Origin of the sequence: Desulfoluna butyratoxydans (genome assembly GCF_900699765.1) — a bacterium.
Lineage (GTDB): Bacteria > Desulfobacterota > Desulfobacteria > Desulfobacterales > Desulfolunaceae > Desulfoluna > Desulfoluna butyratoxydans.
In genome coordinates, this window is sequence record NZ_CAADHO010000002.1 from 600,312 (window position 1) to 618,619 (window position 18,308).

15 protein-coding genes are annotated in these 18,308 nt (G+C 60.6%); 6 read left to right on the forward strand and 9 right to left on the reverse strand.

Annotated features, from left to right (window positions below):
* Positions 1-226: 226 nt before the first annotated feature.
* Positions 227-1,228, reverse strand: coding sequence for a biotin--[acetyl-CoA-carboxylase] ligase (locus MSL71_RS07670; RefSeq protein ID WP_180138404.1), 1,002 nt, complete (start codon positions 1,226-1,228; stop codon positions 227-229).
* Between the two features lie 107 nt (positions 1,229-1,335).
* Positions 1,336-1,515, reverse strand: a complete 180-nt coding sequence (locus tag MSL71_RS07675) for a hypothetical protein (protein ID WP_180138406.1) — start codon at positions 1,513-1,515, stop codon at positions 1,336-1,338.
* A gap of 207 nt (positions 1,516-1,722) precedes the next feature.
* On the opposite strand from MSL71_RS07675, the gene MSL71_RS07680 reads away from it, so the two are divergent.
* Entirely contained in the window at positions 1,723-2,319 is a 597-nt protein-coding gene (locus MSL71_RS07680) for a TetR/AcrR family transcriptional regulator (protein ID WP_180138408.1), read from the forward strand.
* A 354-nt stretch (positions 2,320-2,673) separates the two neighbouring features.
* The gene (locus tag MSL71_RS07685) at positions 2,674-4,299 is read left to right on the forward strand and encodes an FAD-binding dehydrogenase (protein ID WP_180138410.1); all 1,626 of its coding nucleotides are present in this window, start codon (positions 2,674-2,676) and stop codon (positions 4,297-4,299) included.
* Positions 4,300-4,807: 508 nt separating this feature from the next.
* Here the strand turns inward: MSL71_RS07685 and MSL71_RS07690 are convergent.
* A complete protein-coding gene (locus tag MSL71_RS07690; protein WP_180138412.1) occupies positions 4,808-6,520 on the reverse strand; it encodes a SulP family inorganic anion transporter in 1,713 nt (570 codons plus the stop codon).
* 402 nt (positions 6,521-6,922) lie between these two features.
* On the opposite strand from MSL71_RS07690, the gene MSL71_RS07695 reads away from it, so the two are divergent.
* From MSL71_RS07695 to MSL71_RS07710, 4 genes are all read left to right on the forward strand, one after another.
* Positions 6,923-7,828 (forward strand): acyl-[acyl-carrier-protein] thioesterase, encoded by a 906-nt coding sequence (locus MSL71_RS07695; RefSeq protein ID WP_180138414.1) that lies wholly within the window; start codon positions 6,923-6,925, stop codon positions 7,826-7,828.
* A 192-nt stretch (positions 7,829-8,020) separates the two neighbouring features.
* Positions 8,021-9,655 carry a long-chain-fatty-acid--CoA ligase gene (locus MSL71_RS07700; protein WP_180138415.1) on the forward strand — a complete coding sequence of 545 codons (1,635 nt, stop codon included), beginning with the start codon at positions 8,021-8,023 and terminating at the stop codon, positions 9,653-9,655.
* Between the two features lie 11 nt (positions 9,656-9,666).
* Complete coding sequence (locus tag MSL71_RS07705; protein ID WP_180138417.1) at positions 9,667-9,840, forward strand: hypothetical protein; 174 nt, start codon at positions 9,667-9,669, stop codon at positions 9,838-9,840.
* Positions 9,841-9,909: 69 nt separating this feature from the next.
* Positions 9,910-10,737, forward strand: coding sequence for a methylenetetrahydrofolate reductase (locus MSL71_RS07710; RefSeq protein WP_180138419.1), 828 nt, complete (start codon positions 9,910-9,912; stop codon positions 10,735-10,737).
* A 115-nt stretch (positions 10,738-10,852) separates the two neighbouring features.
* Here the strand turns inward: MSL71_RS07710 and MSL71_RS07715 are convergent, their stop codons facing one another.
* From MSL71_RS07715 to MSL71_RS07740, 6 genes are all read right to left on the reverse strand, one after another.
* Positions 10,853-11,032 carry a hypothetical protein gene (locus MSL71_RS07715; protein ID WP_180138421.1) on the reverse strand — a complete coding sequence of 60 codons (180 nt, stop codon included), beginning with the start codon at positions 11,030-11,032 and terminating at the stop codon, positions 10,853-10,855.
* A gap of 835 nt (positions 11,033-11,867) precedes the next feature.
* The gene (locus MSL71_RS26660; RefSeq protein ID WP_180138423.1) at positions 11,868-13,808 is read right to left on the reverse strand and encodes a biotin/lipoyl-containing protein; all 1,941 of its coding nucleotides are present in this window, start codon (positions 13,806-13,808) and stop codon (positions 11,868-11,870) included.
* A gap of 154 nt (positions 13,809-13,962) precedes the next feature.
* Positions 13,963-14,163 carry a hypothetical protein gene (locus tag MSL71_RS07725; protein ID WP_180138425.1) on the reverse strand — a complete coding sequence of 67 codons (201 nt, stop codon included), beginning with the start codon at positions 14,161-14,163 and terminating at the stop codon, positions 13,963-13,965.
* 9 nt (positions 14,164-14,172) lie between these two features.
* The gene (locus tag MSL71_RS07730) at positions 14,173-15,726 is read right to left on the reverse strand and encodes an acyl-CoA carboxylase subunit beta (RefSeq protein WP_180138426.1); all 1,554 of its coding nucleotides are present in this window, start codon (positions 15,724-15,726) and stop codon (positions 14,173-14,175) included.
* Between the two features lie 220 nt (positions 15,727-15,946).
* Positions 15,947-17,074, reverse strand: coding sequence for a sodium ion-translocating decarboxylase subunit beta (locus MSL71_RS07735; protein ID WP_180138428.1), 1,128 nt, complete (start codon positions 17,072-17,074; stop codon positions 15,947-15,949).
* A 163-nt stretch (positions 17,075-17,237) separates the two neighbouring features.
* Positions 17,238-17,672, reverse strand: a complete 435-nt coding sequence (locus MSL71_RS07740) for a hypothetical protein (protein WP_180138430.1) — start codon at positions 17,670-17,672, stop codon at positions 17,238-17,240.
* Positions 17,673-18,308 lie beyond the last annotated feature (636 nt).

The window sequence follows — 18,308 nt, forward strand, 5'->3', positions numbered from 1 at the left end:
ATTTCTAGATTGATAAGACGGTAAAGGATATCGATGGTTTTTGTCAAAGAAAAACTATGTATACAAAGTTTTTGCGCAGGGAGGTGCCGGATATGGATACGGGAGGCTCAAGAAAGGGCAAATAGATATTTCGAATATAGAACGGCGGTTGTATAGAGCGAACGCTCGATAAAGTGGTCAACCTGTTTCACGGAGACGCCGGGTGCTGTTTTCCGGGCTGGTAATGTCAGTGCCCGGAAGGGTCCAGGTAGGTGACATCTCCGGAGAGAATTCGCAGGGCCTCACCGGCATCGGTGGTCACAAGCAGCACGCCGTCTGCGTCGATGTCCGTGACCCGGCCTTCGATCTCTTCGCGCATCATGGAGACCCGGACCCGTCGTCCCACAATGTCGGAGAGTTCCTTCCAGCGGGTGAGAATTGACTCCGGGCCCTGGGTGGCCAGGGTGTGGTAGTGGGTTTCAAAGCTGGAGAGAATGGCCTGAAGGAGGGCGACCCGGGAAAAGGGGGCGGAGGATTCGGCCATGACCGAGGTGGCGATGTCCCGGATGTCCGGGGAAAACGCCTCGGTGGGGGTGTTGACGTTGAGGCCCAGGCCGGTGATGACGTAGTCCACGGCATCGAGCTCCATGCTCATCTCCGTGAGGATCCCCGCGAGTTTTCTCCCCCCCACCAGAATGTCGTTGGGCCACTTGATGCGGGCGTCGATGCCGGTCTCGCGGATGAGGGCCTCGGCAACGGAGACGGCGGTCATCAGGGTGATGAGGGCGGCGCGTGACGGGTCCATGTCCGGGCGCAGCACAAGGGAGAAGAGGAGGCCTTCCCCGGGCCTGGCCAGCCAGGAGCGACCTTTCCGGCCGCGGCCCGCGCTCTGGGATTCGGCCACCACCAACGTGCCCTCGGGGGCGCCGTCGCGAGCCAGCTCCCGGGCCCGGGTGTTGGTGGAGTCGGTGAGATGGTGGTGGACGATGCCGTTTTTTCCCATGACCGAGGTGCCCAGCCCGAAGAGGATCTCTTCGGCCAGGAGAAGATCGGGGGCTTCGGTGAGGAGGTACCCCTTGCCCGGCGCCGAGGAGATGGCGTAGCCGAGCCCCTTGATGGCGGAGATGTGTTTGGAGATGGCGGCGCGGCTGATGCCGAGTTCACCGCTGAGCTCTTCTCCGGAGACCCAGTGGCCGGTGCGGCTGCGCAGGGTGGACAAAAGGTCCTGGCGTTTTCCTGACAAGGTCATGGTGGCTCCCATGGGGTGAAAATTCAGGATCGGTCCCCGAAGACGCTTCGCCGGGCCCGTGGGGGCCCCGGGAAGCGAAGGGGAAACCGGGTGGGGCGATGCCGACGCTATTCCGGGCTGAGGAATTCGTTGAGCTTTTCGCACATCTCTTCCGGCCAGACCTCGGCGTGGAGGAAGAGTTCCACCTCTTCATCGGTGAGGCTTTTCCGGATGTTGGGGGGAAGGGCATCCAGGGCCATCTGACGCTCCGGATCCACGTTGTTCTTCTTGCTCTTCTTGTTGCCCATGGGGTGTGTTTCCTGTATTTCTATGTATTATTTACGAATCATTGGGGTGTCTGCGGCAGGGTTGTGGGATCGAAAAGAAAAGACACCCGTCTTGTTCTTGCTTCGGTCCTTCTCGTGCTTGGTACCCGGCCTGCCGCACTCTCTTCGAGCTACTTATCACACAACCCCCGGAAAGGGCAACGTGATCCCCACGGGAAGGCCAAACCCATGAGCACCCAACAGGAGCGAAGTCTCAGGACACGGAAAAAACTGGTGGACGCTACCCTGTCGTGCCTCCAGGACTACGGTTACGCAGGGGCCAGCCTCTCCCGGATCCTGGACCGGGCCGGTGTCTCCCGCGGGGCCTGGAGCCACCACTATGAGACCAAGCGGGCCATGGTGGCTGACAGTGCCAAGGCCCTTTTGGCCATTGCCCTTGAAGAGGCCCGGGAGGTGGGGAGCCACCTGGCGTCCGAAGCCCCTGATCTGGAAACGATTCTGGAGGAGGTCTGGAACCGTTTTTATCAGGGCCCGTACCGGGATGTCTGGGTGGAGTTCAACGTTGCCTGCCGCACCGACGCCGATCTGCGGATTCGGTTGACACCGGTCATCGAAGGCTTTTTCGACGAGCTGGACGCCATCTGGCGTTCACGGCTTCCCGATGCCGCCACCTATGCCATGGCCAAAGACCTTCTGGACCTCTCCCTTTATCTTTTGCGGGGCATGGCCATCCAATCCCTCTCCCTGGACCGTCCCGACCATTACCGCCATCTCAGGCAGGCCTGGGCTTCGATCATTCGACATACCGCGGCTTCCATACCTTGAACGGAACCATGCCGCTTGCCTCCGGCAGGACCGCCGGAGACCTGTGTTACCTGAGTTGATCTTCCTGAAAATCCATTCCCTCTCCGGGAAACCGGCAACGCCACGGAGCGCCCACGCTGCGGGTCTGTCCGGGTATGATATTTTTCGTTTGTGTTGTGGAACAATGTTCCTTGGAGTGGGATAAGATCTTTACTTTATTGGCTTGAGGTGTGACAATCCATAAACAGACTGTGTGGTCTGTTTTAGGTTGGCGCGGTGGCCGCCTGCTTTCAAGAGGGCTCACTTTGCCGATGAAGGAAATGCTGAGCATGTCTGGTGTGAATCCTGAATCAACCGATGGAACAAGGGGGAGAGATGGCGCACAGGCGGTTTGAAGCGGATGTGGTGATTGTGGGCGGGGGACTGGCGGGCATGACCGCCGCCTTTGAGCTCCTCGGGCTGGGGGCTAAGGTCGTGATCCTGGACCGGGATGTGCCGGAGCGGTTCGGGGGCCTTGCCAAGGAGTCCTTTGGCGGGGTGATGATGGTGGATACGCCCCTGCAGCGAAAAAACGGAATCCGGGACTCCCCGGAGCTGGCCCTGGCCGACTGGCTGAGCTGCGCCGATTTCGAAGAGGGCGCCCACTGGCCCAGGAAATGGGCCGAGCTGTATGTGCACCGGTCCGGGGACATCATCCACGAGTTCCTCAAGGATCGAAAGGTCACCTTCCTTCCCGTGGTCAACTGGCCGGAGCGGGGGCTTTTCAAGCCCGGGAATTCGGTGCCCCGCTGGCACATCGCCTGGGGCACGGGGTTCGGGATCATTGAGGCCATGGAAGCCGGTCTGAGCGGCCATCCCCATCGGAGGAACCTTGAGGTTCACTTCGGGTGCCGGGTCGAGGCCCTGGAGCTGAGCGCAGGGGCCATCACCGGGGTCCGGGGCACCAGGGAAGAAAACGGGGAATCTTTTTCCGCAAGGGGCGAGGCCGTGATCCTGGCCGCAGGGGGCATGTGCGGCGGTGATCTGTCCAAGGTGCGGGAGAACTGGTACGCCCCCTGGGGCGAGCCCCCGGACAAGCTCCTCAACGGCTCCCACCGCTACGCAGACGGCCTGATCCACGACGCGGCCGCAGCCGCCGGGGCCACCATCACCCACCTGGACAAGCAGTGGCACTACGCAGCCGGGGTGGACTACCCCGACGCGGATATGCCGGGCAAGGGGCTCAGCCTGGTGCCGCCTCGGTCTGCCCTCTGGGTCAACGCCCTGGGGGAGCGCATCATGGATCCGGCCCCCCTGGTGGGGTACACCGACACCCGCTACCTGGTGGAGCAGATCTGCAGGCAGCCCGGAAAATACTCCTATCAAATCATGAACTGGAAAATCGCCGCCAAAGAGCTTGCCGTTTCCGGGAGCGAGCATATGAAAGCCTTTCGCAACAGGGACAAGGTGCGCCTTGTCAAAGAGCTCCTTTTGGGCAACACCGAGCTGGTGAAGCGACTCCTGACCGAGTCCCGGGACTTCATCGCCGCAAACTCCCTGGACGAGCTGGTGGACAGGATGAACGACATGGGCAACCACCTGACCGTGGACCGCGACGCCCTCAAAACCGCGGTCAAAACCTACGACGCCCAGATCGAACGGGGCCCGGCCTTTTTCAACGACGATCAGCTCCGCCGCATCGCCAACTTCCGCACCTACCGGGGCGATCGCCTCCGTACCTGCAAGTTTCGAAAAATCGACGACCCCAAAGCCCGGCCCCTGATCGCCGTGCGTGAGTTCATCCTCAGCCGAAAAAGCCTGGGCGGTATCCAGACCGACCTCTTCTGCCGGGTCCTGAACAAGGACGGAGACCCCATGGAGGGCCTCTACGCCGCCGGTGAAACCGCCGGCTTCGGCGGCGGAGGCATCCATGGCAAAGGCTCCCTCGAAGGCACCTTCCTCGGCTCCTGTATCCTCATGGGCCGTATTGCCGCCCACCATATCTGTGGCAAGGGGTTGTGAGGGGAAGAAGGGAGAGGGGAAAAAGCGAAAAACAAGCCTCCGGCGGCGAGGGTGGCGAAGCCACAATAGCGAAAACACCTCGAAAGCTGATTGCCCTTGCGCTTTGTCCTTCGTACCTCAGGAAAAAGCGCAAGGGCGTTCGCCGCGGGCTGCGCCCGCCACCAAGGCTGGTGGCTACGCAGGTATTTTTACAAGCTTCGTATGTCCACAAAATGCCAGGACAATTTCTGGCCAAAGGTTTGGCCCCCGGCAGGGCCGCTGTAGGCAAACTGGAGCTGAATAGTTGCGGGGGAGGTATCAAATGACACTGGTGGGGTAGCGTCTGGCGTTCTATGCATACCAAAACAGGCCGTGGGTGATCCGAATGGATCGCCCACGGCCTGTTTTGGTTACTCGTCAACGAAGGCGAGCTAAATGCTCTGGCTTCTGTTACGGGCGCAGCCCGTCAGCGAATGTGACAGCCCGAGGAACGAGGGCTGGAGCATTCGCGAACCTGGGGTCCAGGGGATTATCCCCTGGTCTCGATTTCCCGGCTGACGGTGGGGACAAAGGGGACGGGGCGGGGGATCTCTTCGAGGCCGAGGAACCGCCGTGCGCCGTTTAAGGCGTCGTCGATGTTGGTGTAGACGTTGTCCTCACCGATTTTGTAGTAGAGGCCCGACTGTTCGAGGCAGATGAGGGGCTGGGCGTGGACGCCGGAGAGGATGAGCAGGGTTTTTTCCCGCTGGGCCTCGTCCACCATCTCTTCCAGGGCCCTTAAGGCGGTGGCGTCCATCATGAGGATGTGGCGGCATCGCAGGATGAGCACCTGGGGTTTTTCACGCACCACCCGCAGGGTGTCCTTGAACCGGTTTGCAGCGCCGAAAAAGAAGGGGCCGTTGATCTCGAAAATCTCCACGCGGCGGGGCACCTTGCGGCAGGCCAGGGCGTGGGGGTCGTTTTCAAAGTCGTCGGTGCGGCGCTTGATGCGGGTGAGGTTGGCCATGCGGTTCATGAAGAGCAGGGAAGCCATGACCACACCCACCTCGATGGCCACGGTGAGGTCCACGAAGACAGTCAGGCCAAAGGTCACCAACATGACGGCGATGTCCGAGGGCGGGCTCTTGAGGAGCTTGACGAAAAAGCGCCACTCGCTCATGTGGTAGGCCACCATCATGAGGATGGCGGACAGGGTGGCCATGGGGATGAGCACCGCCCATTTGCCGAAGAAGAGCAGGATGAGAAGCAGGGTCACGGCATGGACCATGCCGGCCACCGGGGTGGTGCCGCCGCTTTTGATGTTGGTGGCAGTTCGCGCGATGGCTCCGGTGGCGGGGATGCCGCCGAAGAGGGGAACCACGAAGTTGGCCAGGCCCTGGGCCACCAGCTCCATGTTGGCGTTGTGGCGTTTGCCGATCATCCCGTCGGCCACCACAGCCGAAAGAAGGGACTCGATGGCGGCGAGCATGGCGATGGTAAAGGCCGGAGAGCTGAGCTGCTTGATCATCTCCCAGTTGACCTTGGGAATGGACGGGGAGGGAAGGCAGGAGGGCACGCTGCCGAAACGGCTCCCGATGGTCTCCACGTCGAGGCCGAGAAGGGCGGTGATGACGGTGGTGGCGATGATGGCCACCACGGACCCGGGCACTTTTCGGGTGACCTTGGGCCAGAAGAGCAGGATGGCAAGGGTCACGGCCCCCACGGCCAGGGCCTGGGTGTTTAGGGTGTCCATGCCTGCTATATAGGCACCGATCTTGCCGATGAAATCACCCGGGGTGTTTGCCAGGGTGAGCCCGAAAAAGTCCGGGATCTGCGTGGTGAAGATGATGAGGGCAATGCCGCTGGTAAAGCCCACGGTCATGGGGTAGGGGATAAACCGGATGGTGGCCCCCAGCTTGGAGAAACCCATGATGAGGAGCATCACCCCGGCCATCATGGTGGCCACGGCCAGCCCTTCGTAGCCGTACTGGGCCACAATATCGAAGACCACGATGATAAAGGCCCCGGTGGGGCCGCCGATCTGGACCCGGCTTCCTCCGAAACAGGAGATGATAAAGCCGGCCACAACCGCCGTGAAGATTCCCTGTTCGGGTTTGACCCCCGAGGCAATGGCAAAGGCAATGGCCAGGGGCAGGGCCACAATACCTACGATGACACCGGCCATGACGTCACTGACGAGGATCTTTTTCGAGATCCCCTCCTTGAACGCACGCACCGATTCCGGAACAAAAAGCGAAAACATCTGACAACTCCTTGAAGAAGACAATCACCAGTTTTTTATGAGTCATGCGTATCGGTTGATTGGTCTGTCGGGTTGCCGGTGACGGCAAGGCGGCAATGGGGCGGCACGGGCAGCGACTGGGCGCTGCTTCGGTCGTGGCCAATCAAAGGATAACAACCTTTAGAATGGGGCTTGTTGCGGTTGATACGAAGGGAGGGCGCACCATGCCATGGCCCGGAAGGGGGTGATATCTCCGGGTTGTTCAGCGGGATGCGGTCCGCTTGTTCTATCAAAAATACTTATGATAATTATGAATTTTAATAAGTATCCAACAAGACGACGCCGCTACGGTAACGCCATCACACAGTGATGTCAAGGAGGAATAAGGAGCATACTATTGTTGATTCTTCAGGCAGATGGGGTATGGTAAACGACGGATGCGGGACGCCCGGAACGGACAGTGGGGAGGTGACGGTCCGGTTCGATTTCAATCCTGATGCGACCCGCGAGCTGACCTTGATAACCCTGGATCGAAACGTACACACCATGACCGATATATTCTCACGAAAATTGAAGGTGAGGCTCTCCGAGGTGGACCCCCGGGCCCTGCTTAAGGTGCAGAGCCTCTTTGACTGGCTTCAGGACGGCGGTTGCGAGCATGCTTCCCAGCTGGGGATGAGCGCTGCAGAGCTCCTGGCCAAGAATCGCACCTGGGTGCTCCTGAAGTATCAGGTGCGGGTGTCTCGCTATCCTTTCTGGAACGAGGAGGTGACCCTCACCTCGTGGCGGTCGCCCTTGAACGACCTTTACGACCTGCGGGAATTCCGGGTGACGGATGCCTGGGGCGAGACCCTCATCACCGTGAACAGCGCCTGGGTGATCATGGATTACACCACCCGAAAACCCACACGGCTGAGTCGCTGCCTCTCTCCGGAGCAGCGGTCCGGTGCCGGGGCCATCCCCGACAGCTTTGAGCGGATCCTTCCGGTCAAGGAGCCTGCGCACACCACCGATTTCCGTGTGCGGATCTCAGACCTTGATTTCAACCGCCACGTGAACAACTCCATTTACATCGGCTGGGCCCTGGAGGCCCTTCCCGAATCCTTCCTCAGCCAGCACCTTCCCACCCGGCTGGAGGTGCGCTTTATCCGGGAGATCTCCCGCGGCAGGGGCGTTGTCTCCGAAGCCCAGGTCGATGAAACCGAAGATAACGCGTTTCTCCATCGCATCTCCGGCAAAGGCGGCGAAGGGGAGCTCATGCGCATGCGGACCGTCTGGCAGCCCATGGAGGCCTTTGAGGTGCCGGAGGCGCTTCATTCCATTTGTTGACCGGGCGGCGCCGTCGCATTGCAACCCCAATACCTTCTTTTTGCGTGTGACGCCATGACTGTACCTGGTGGTTGACAGTCGCAATGTTCTCTGTCTATGATTAAGGCATTCCTTTTCATTGATTTTCGGTTTTATCTCTCCCATCAGATTCCGTAACAGAAGCATGCACCCCCAGGCACAGGAGGATCATCCATGGTCTATCAGCCCGGCGAGCCGTATGACTACCCCCTTATTCTCAAGAAACTTCTGAATACGCCGCTTGTTTACTCACCGGAGCAGGAAATTGTCTATCGGGACCAGGTACGGTTCACGTACCGGGATTTTCGTCAGCGTATCGGCCGCCTGGGATCAGCCCTGGGGCAGCTGGGCGTCTCGACCGGAGACGTGGTGGCGGTCATGGATTACGACAGCCACCGGTTCCTCGAATGTTTTTTCGGCGTGCCCATGACCGGGGCCACGCTGCAGATGGTCAACTGGCGCCTCTCCCTGGAGCAGATGGTCTACACGGTGAACCACGCCCGTGCCCGGGTGCTTTTTGTGAACACCGATTTTCTGCCCCTGGTGGAGGCCATGCGCCCCCGCCTGGAGACGGTGGAGTCCGTGGTGCTGATGCAGGAGGGGGAGAGCCGCGTCAGCCCGTCTTTTCCCGTTGCCGGTGATTATGAGGGGGTGCTTGGCGGCGGAGACCCGGCTTACGAGTTTCCCGACCTGGATGAACGTACCGTGGCCACCACCTTTTACACCACGGGCACCACAGGCAACCCCAAGGGGGTGTCGTTTACCCACCGCCAGCTGGTGCTCCACACCCTGGCCGGTGCAGCGGCCCTGGGAGCCTTCGACTCGGTGGGGCGCTTTCGCTCCGGGGACGTGTACATGCCCCTGACGCCCATGTTCCATGTCCATGCCTGGGGCATGCCCTACCTGGCCACCTTGCTGGGGGTGAAGCAGGTGTATCCCGGCAAGTACGAGCCGCCCATGCTCCTGAAGCTCATCGTGGGCGAAAAGGTGACCTTCTCCCACTGCGTGCCCACCATTCTCCAGATGATTACCTCCAACCCGGCGGTGGCCTCCTTTGACCTGTCCCGCTGGAAGGTGATCATCGGCGGGGCGAGGCTCCCCAGGGGCCTGGCCGAAGATGCATGGAAGATCGGAATCAAGGTGTATGCGGGGTTCGGCATGTCCGAAACCTGCCCCCTCATCAGCCTGGGCATGCCCGGGGCCGACTGGGAACTCCTGGACCGAGACGCGCTCATGGAGACTGTGGTGAAAACCGGGCGCCCGGTTCCCCTTGCCGAGGTGGAGGTGGTGGACGAGGTGGGCCGGTTCCTCCCCCATGACGGGGTCTCCACCGGGGAGCTGGTTTTCCGGGCGCCCTGGCTGACACAGGGCTATGTGGCCGATGCGGAGCGAAGCACCGAGCTGTGGCGGGACGGGTGGCTCTACAGCGGGGACGTGGGCATCATCGATCCGGACGGCTATATTCAGATCACGGATCGCATGAAAGATGTCATTAAAAGCGGGGGTGAGTGGATCTCGTCCCTGGACCTGGAAAACATCCTGAGCCGCCACGAGGCCGTGCTGGAGTCGGCGGCCATCGGGGTGCCCCATGAAACGTGGGGAGAGAGACCCATGATGATTGTGCACCTGAAGCCCGAGTTTGTGGGAAGCGTGGGCGCCGAAGATCTGAAGGCCTATCTTCAGGGGGCGGCTGAAAAGGGGGATATCCCCCGATACGGCGTGCCCGACGCCTTTGAGTTCGTGGACGATATCCCCAAGACCAGCGTGGGGAAACTGCACAAAAAAAGCATGCGCAGTGCCTTTCGATAAGGAGGTTTGCCATGGAATATGACAAGTCGACACGTACGTCTCAGCCATTGAAGCAGGAGCCCCGGGAGGCCGGTCCGGGTTTTATCCGGGATCTGAGCGAGACCTGGGCGTTTTTAAAGGACATCACACGAGAGCCCACCTGTGCGGAAGAACTCGGCTGGCCGGAGTGGCGGCGGTGGTTTTGAGCCGCCGGTTTCCGGTGACGCCTGCCGCCTGAGCAGGGCTCGCTCACAGGATCGAAACGGAGCCGACCCATGACACACAAAAGGTTTGAGGTGGTGGTGGAGGTGGTGCCTCCGGCCGGGGCCGATGTGGAGCCGTTGCTCTCTGCCCTTGAGGGGATCAATGACCTTTCCTTTACCGGGTTCAGCGTGGCCACCAACCCGGTGGCCAAGCCCCGCATGGATGCCCTCTCCTTGTGCCGGATTCTCCAGGACGAGCTGAAGCGGCCCGCCACCCTCCATGTCACCACCCGGGACCACAATCGGTTGAGCCTCCAGGGGATCCTCTGGGGGGCAAAGGCCCTGGGCATTACCACGGTGCTGGCCATGACCGGGGACTTTGTGCCCCTGGCCGAAAAGGGCATGACCAGCTCGGTTCGGGATATCTCCCTGACGGAGCTCATCGGCATGGCCAGGCAGGCCGGGCTAAACGTCGGGGTGGTGATGAACCCCTTCACCGACGAGCTGCGCCTGGGTATCGCGGTCAAGCGCTTGAAGGAGAAGGTCGCTGCCGGGGCACAGTTCGTGGTGACCCAGCCTGTCTACACCGCAAAGGATGCCGAGATCCTGGCAGGAGCCCTGAACCCCCTGGGGATTCCGGTCATGCTCGGAATCCTTCCCCTGCGCACGTTCCGCCATGCCGCCTTTCTTCACCACAAGGTCTCGGGCATTGAGGTGCCCGATGAGGTGAGGAGCGCCATGGCAACGGCTGAAAATCCCACGGCCGAGGGGATTCGCCAGGCCCGGGACCTTTTGACCGCAGCCCGGACGTGTTTTGACGGCGTGTGTATCATGCCGCCCTTCGATCATTTCGAGATTCTTCACGGGGTGTTGCCAAGGGAAGGGGGAGACGCGGGGTAAGGGCCCGGGTGCGTTTCACGTACAGAGAGTGGGGGGGAAGGCCTGGCAAAAGGCGAAAAAGCCGTTTTGCCGGGCCTTTTTTGTTTACGTGAACCTGCACCCGGGCCGGGTGGAATCAGTAGCCCCAGGGAATGGCCGGGAGCGTGGGGTTTTTGGTGGAGAAGATCAGCTCAAGCTGACGCTTGACCTTCTTGAGCGACCTGCGATGGGTTCGCACGGTGCTTCGTTTTTTGAGGTCGGTGAGGTACTGCTTCAGCACCGACAGGTCGGTGTTGCCGATTTCAATGTCGTACATGGCGTGCCTCCTTTGTCTGTGGGTGAGCTTCCGTGCCGTGGTCAGGACGCTGTCACGCCCGGCGCGCCTTCCGGGCCTTTGGCTTCCGGATCTCAGGGCTGTGAAGATCTGGCCCAGGTAGGTTCTGGTTGAATGTCGGTCCCGGATGCGGCAAGCCGCAGCGTTGGGGCCATAAGCATTTGCTTTCGTTGGAAGGATAGAGTCAAAAGGCGTGCCAAGGGATGCGCAAAAATGAAATATCTATTGATATCGGTTGGATAGAAAAATGCCCATGGGACCGGCATGGCCATGGCGTGTGCACCCGGTGACGGGCATGTACGGCAAAAAGGCAAAAATGAATGGCGAATGTTCTGTGAGTTCAGGGTGTTGAATAGTGTGGCCGGTGAGAAATAAATCAGGGCTATGGGGCAGGGTGCGCTTGCGCACCGCCGAAGAATCGTAACGGTCATGAAAACCCATATACGGGTACACTTCGCGGAGTAAAGACGATTGAGACACCTGGCCCGGATATTTCATGAGAAAGCAACCAGCCAAAAGGAAAGCACTATTATTTCGAATGGCTGGAGTAAAAATGTCAGCTATTTTGAAAATGCAAAATATAAATAGACGTTTGCTGTTTGATTTTCTCACCCTTCGGGCGAGCCGAGTGCACCCATCTTCTGCGTTATCAGAGCTTTGAGGTAAACCACTACATCTGCAGCTCTGATGCCTTGAATATGGGTGCACTCGACTCGTGAAATATCCGGGTTGGGCAAAGAAAGAGGCGGGGTACAAACGTGAAAGCCCCCCCGGCGCCATGCGCCAGGGGGGCTTTCGTGTGTGTGGCGGGTGGTGGTTACTCGATGACGCAGAGGACATCGCCGGTGGAGACGGTGTCTCCTTCGCGGCAGGGGAGGTCCCCGACGGTGCCGGAGGCCGGAGCCGAAAGGACGTTCTCCATCTTCATGGCTTCCAGGACCACGACCACGTCGCCTTTTTCCACCTTGTCACCGGGCTTTTTCTCGTAGCGGAGAACCACACCGGGCATGGGGGCGGTGAGGGTGGCCCCTCCTTCTGCGGCAGGTGCTGCAGAGGGTTTGGGGGCGGCGGGCTTGGGAGCCGGTGCCGCAGGTTTGGGCGCGGGTGCAGGGGCCGGAGCCGCGGGCTGGGCCGGGACGGGTGCCGGAGCAACCGGTGCCGCAGGCGCAGCCACCGGGGCGTGGCTCAGGATGGTGGGGCCTCCCACTTCATCCACGGCCACTTCAAAGTGATCACCGCCCACAAAGACGTTGAAGGTCCTTGCATAGGGGCTCTGGTCCGGGGCGTTGGACTTCCGGGCAAGGGCGTCCATGTCCCCTTCGAGGATCTTCTCCGCAATGGCGGCGCGATCCAGGGCCTCTTCCAGGGAGAGGAATTTGGCCTCTTCCGGAACGCGCTTCACCCCTTTCTGCCACTCCAGGTGGCGTTTGCCTTCCACGGGGAAGAGGGCCATGATCACCTCGTCCTCCAGGCCGTTGGCCAGGGGATTGCGGCCTTCCTCACCCTTGAGGGCGGCAGGGAGAAGCTCCGGGGGAAATTCGGTGGTGGGGGCCTCGCCCCTGGGGTAGCCTTCCAGGACGGTTTTCACGATGGCCGGGTCAATGGCTGCGGTCGGGCGGCCGTTCATGCCGTAGCAGTGGTCCTTCACCGCTGTGGTGGCGATGGAGTAGCGGGCTTCCACGTTGTCGAAGACCACGTTATTGATGGACTGGGTCACAACCATCTCATCCAGGGGAAACTTCAGGGCGATGTTGCCCAGGTCGTTTCGCACGGCAAGGATCTCGGCCACCACCTTGTCCATAAGATCGGATTTGTCGATCTCGGCCAGCTGGTTCACAGCCACGCGCAGGGTGGTCACCGGGATGCGGTATTTCAGGGCCAGGCTGCGCAGGTGGAGGTTGGAACGCTTCATCAGGGTGCTCAGGTGCCGGGGTCGGATCTCCTCTTCAAAGAGGGCGGCGGCTTCGCACAGGGGTTCCAGGGCACCTTCACGGGCCATGTTGAGCGAGTTGATGAGGCCTTCGGAGGGGATGGTGACCCCGCCGTCGGCAAAGGGGGAGAGGGCGGCTTCCACAACGGCTGCCCCGGCCTCAAAGGCGGCGTGGGCCGCGGCCGTGCCGCACATGGCGGTGTTGGCGATGGAGAGGTGCACGGGGATGGAGACCGCTTCGTTGACACGGCTCACCAGCTTTCTGGTGCTGTCCGGGCAGAGGAAACCTTCGGTGTCCATGAGGCAGACGGCGTCGGCGCCGAGCGCCTGGATGCGGACGGCAATCTGGGCGATCTCGTCAAAGGGGGTGCGCTTTCCCGAGGTGGGGATGAGGATGGCGGCAACGGCCGTGGCTCCCAGCTCCTTGACGGTTTCCAGGGGCGCGGAAAGGTTCCTCAGGTCGTTCACCGGATCGAAGATGCGGAAAATGGAGACCCCGGCTTCAAAGGCGCTGCCCAGGAAGGCCTGCATCAGGTCCAGGGGGGCGGCGGATCGTCCGGCCATGTGAAGGGCGGAAAGGGTCATGGCAACGGGGGTGTCGTCCATGGCTCGTTTGATGGCCCGGATGCGGCCGAAGGGGTTCTCGTTGAGTTCGGCCAGGGTGTGCTTGAAGGAGAAGCCCCGGGTCGCCTCCACGGCGTAGAGACCGGCTCGGTTGAGAAAGGGGGCGATGCGTTCCATCTCAGACGTGCGCATGAGGCCGGAGAGGAGGCTCTCCTGTCCGGCGGTGAACGAGGTGTCGTATATTCGAATGGTTGATTGGCTCATATTTATCGTTGTGCTCCTGTGGTTCCTCCTGCGCCATGACGTGTGGGGCTTCCGGCGCTAGGGTTCGCGAAGGGTCCGGCCTTATATCACTGGCGGACGGGGCCCGCGTGACGAGTGGGTGTTGGGTTCTGCCTCACGGTGACGGGGCCACCGATTACCTGCGCCCCAGGGAACGCAGCTGCATGAGGTTTCTCAGCTCCATGCTCTGGCTGCGCCCGGAAAGGCCCCAGGCATTGGACCGCTCGGCCACGACGGGCTCGGTCTCCTCTGCCTGTTCGGTGGCCAAGAGGGTGAGGACAGCGCTGATGGCCGCTTTTTTCCTGAGTTCGAGTTGCTTTCGTGCGTGGGTCTCCATGACAGCTCCTTAAAGGGGGATGTTGCCGTGCTTTTTGGGCGGCCGCATCTCACGTTTGGTGGAGCAGATCTCCAGGGCCTCCATGAGCCGGACCCGGCTCTCCGAGGGGACGATGACCGAGTCCACATAGCCCCGTTGGGCTGCCACGTACGGGTTTGAAAAGAGCTCCTGATACTCTTCCACCTTCTCCCGGCGCTTTTCATCGGGGTCCAGGGCGTCCTTGATCTCCCGGCGGTGGATGATGTTGGCCGCGCCTTCGGCACCCATGACCGCGATCTCTGCCGAGGGCCAGGCAAAGGCGAAGTCTGTGCCCAGGTGCTTGGAGCTCATGGCAATGTAGGCACCCCCGTAGTCTTTCCGGGTGATGAGCAGGAGCTTGGGCACGGTGGCTTCGGCGTAGCTCCAGAGCATCTTGGCGCCGTGGCGGATGATGCCTCCCCACTCCTGCTGGGTGCCCGGGAGAAACCCGGGAACGTCGGCAATGGTGAGGATGGGAATGTTGAAGGCATCGCAGAACCGGATAAACCGGGCCGCCTTGTCCGATGCGTTGATATCCAGGCAGCCGGCCAGGACGTTGGGCTGGCTGGCGATGATGCCGATGCTTCGTCCCCCCAGGCGCGCAAAGCAGGTGATGATGTTGGGGGCGTAGGTCATGTGGGGCTCGAAGATGGAGCCTTCGTCCACGAGGTGGCGGATCACCGCGCGCATGTCGTAGGGGGCCGAGGGCGAATCCGGGATGATGGTGTCCAGCTCGGGAATGTAGCGGCGCCCGGAGTCCTCGCCCTTGATCAGGGGGGGATCCTCCATGTTGTTGGACGGCAGGTAGGAGAGGAGCTTTCGGATATCGCTGATGGCCTCGGTTTCGTCCTCGCAGGCAAAGTGACACACCCCGCTCTTGGTGGCGTGGGTGTCGGCTCCGCCCAGGGTCTCGAAGTCCACGTCTTCCCCGGTGACCGACTTGATCACTTCGGGGCCGGTGATGAACATGTGGCTTGTTTTTTTCACCATGAAGATGAAGTCGGTCATGGCAGGCGAATAGACGGCGCCGCCCGCGGAGGGTCCCATGATGGCGGAGATCTGGGGGATGACCCCTGAGGCGGCGGAGTTTCGGAAGAAGATCTCCCCGAAGCCGGCCAGGGCGTCGATGCCCTCCTGGATGCGGGCACCGCCCGAGTCGTTGATACCCACAATGGGCACCCCGGACTTCATGGCCATGTCCATGACCTTGCAGATCTTCCGGGCCTGGACTTCGCCAAGGCTGCCCGCCCGGGAGGTGAAGTCCTGGGCATAGGCGTAGACCGGGCGACCGTCCACCAGACCGTAGCCGCAGACCACGCCGTCGCTGGCGATGGACACTTCCTCCATGCCGTAGTTGGTGCAGCGGTGGGTGGCGAACATGTCCACCTCCCGGAAGGTGTTCCGGTCGAAAAAGAGGTCCAACCGTTCTCGGGCCGTGAATTTGCCCTTGGCTTTGTGGGCTTCCACCGCTTTTTTGCCCCCCATCTGCATGATGAGGTGCTTTCGTTGTTTCAGATCGAGGATTTTATCGCTGACTTTTTTCATAATAGAACGTCTTTTCGCTCCTTGCGGTAGGCCTTCGGCGGGCCGCTTGTGTCAATACAAAGCTCCCTGTAAACTGGTTTACTTGCTCAACTGGGCCGAAAACCGTGGTTAGCCAACAGAAGGCAGGCCGGCCTGCGCCGCCTGCAAAAACCTGTGTGTCAAACCCTGTTAGAGATGGGGGAAAAGCTTAGCCCCCGGCAGGATCGCCGGGGGCTTTTTTTTAACTGAGAAAACTCCAGAGAACTCCTGCACCGATGGCAGAGCCGATAACCCCGGAGATGTTGGGGGCCATGGCGTGCATGAGGAGAAAGTTCGTGGGGTCCTCCTGCTGGGCCACGGTGTGGACCACCCGGGCTGAGTCAGGCACAGCCGAGACGCCGGCAGCGCCGATGAGGGGGTTGATCTTCTCTTTGAGGAAGAGGTTCATGCCCTTGGCAAAGAGCAGGCCGCAGGCCGTGGCAACGCCAAAGGAGAGGGCCCCCAGAACAAAGATACCGATGGACTCTTTGGTGAGGAAGATGTCCCCCTGGGTGCTCGCGCCCACGGTAATACCCAACAGGATGGTCACCGTGTCGATGACGGTGTTGCGTGCGGCTTCGGCCAGGCGCTCGGTGACGGTGGCCTCCTTCAGGAGGTTCCCGAGGAAGAGCATGCCCAGAAGGGGCAGGGCGGCCGGGGCCAGCAGGCAGCTTAAGATCAGTCCGACAATGGGAAAGATGATGCGCTCTTTTTTGGAGACCTTTCGGGGCTCCCGCATCTTCACGAGGCGTTCCTTCTTGGTGGTGAGGAGCTTCATGATGGGGGGCTGGATCACCGGGACCAGGGCCATGTAGGAGTAAGCCGCGATGGCAATGGGGCCGATGAGCTTGGGCGCCAGCTTGGAGGTGAGGAAGATGGCCGTGGGGCCGTCCGCACCGCCGATGATGCCGATGGAAGCGGCCTCTCCGGGACCGAACCCGAGCATGAGGGCTCCCAGGAAGGTGATGAAGATACCCGCCTGGGCCGCGGCTCCCAGCAGCATGAGAGAGGGCCGGGCCAGCATGGTGGAAAAGTCGGTCATGGCGCCGATGCCCATGAAGATCAGGGGCGGGTAGATGCCCTTGGTCACCCCGTAGTAGAGGTAGCTGAGGACACTGCCCTCTTCGTAGATACTGAGCCCCATGCCGTGGATGACGGGGATGTTGCCCATGAGAATCCCGAAACCGATGGGCACTAGGAGCAGGGGCTCGTAGTGCTTGGCGATGCCGAGGTAAATAAAGAGGGAGCCCACGCAGAGCATGATGATCTGGCGGTAGTCCACCAGGGCGAACCCGGTGTTGTTTAAAAACTGTAAAAACAGATCTTCCATAAGTTGTCTATGTCTTCATGAGGCGGCGGATCGCCGGAACGTGACGGTCGGCGGGCGCGTTCTCATCCTTCGCTTTTTAGCAACGGCGACCGGCAGGGGCCGTGCGTTGCGGGATTGGTCTCGGGTCGGGCGGTGCGGGCAAAGGGCCCTTCAGTGGCCCGGGCTACTTGGCCGCAGATTCTTCCCAGGTAAAGAGGTTGCGCACCTCTTTTTTCAGCAGGCCCACCTCAAGGAACTGGCGAACCATCTTTTCCGGGGGCGGGTTGGTGATGCCCCGGCCTTCGGCAAAACGGATGAGCCCTTTGAGGCTGAAGCTCTCCCCTAAGAAGGGGGTGAGACGCTTGTAGCGGGCCGCCTCCAGCTCCAGGCTGGGGGTCAGGAGGGACGCCACCTGTTTCTCTTTTTCGCGGCCCATAAAGAATTGACGTATGTTGAGGCGCAATTGGTCCCGGTTCTCGATAAACTCAAGAATTTTATGGATGCGGGAAATGGCCAGGGCCAGGATGACGAGACAGGAAAAGACGATAATGATGCCTGCCAGGGCCATGTTCCAGCCGTTGTGTGCAGAAACCTGTTCAATAAGTGTCGCAATCTGCATCTGTTACTCTCCGAAAATGTTGGTCCCGAGGCGCCTCATGCATATGAGAGCACATGATGTGCATCGGGTGTTGATGCGTGTATTCCAGGGGCCTATGCCTCGTGGCGGGTCTCTCGCTGGGGTAACATCCTGTATCTGTGATGTATCATTGAGGGGGTCCGTCCGTTATCCTGGAGGTGATCAGGCCTTTTGTGAGGTCACAGGTAAAAGTAAGCATATTGCGTGCCAATGTAAATCCGGACACGATAAAAAAATGGCTCGACGGGAACCGGGGCGGAGAGGTGCAAGGGTTATACGTTTCTTGAGACGCAAAACCAGATCGTGTTCATGCCGGGCAGGGGAAAGGTCCGGGGGCCGAGGAGGGATGTGAAGAATAGTCGCGATCGCTGCAATGTGCGGGGATCGATTCAGTGCCTGCAGGTGTGCTGAGACGCCGATCCGGAAAAACGTTCCTGAACAGGTCTATAGTATACTCGCAAGCAGCAGGTAACATCAACGCCCTTGGTGCAATAACTCAGAATCGATGCCTGCGGGGGGATGGGAGCGGTGCCATGTTGCCCGGATAGCTTTTTGAGTGAATTTTTACTTTAAAGGCAGATGTGATTTGACCCGAGGAACGAGGGGCAAAACACATCT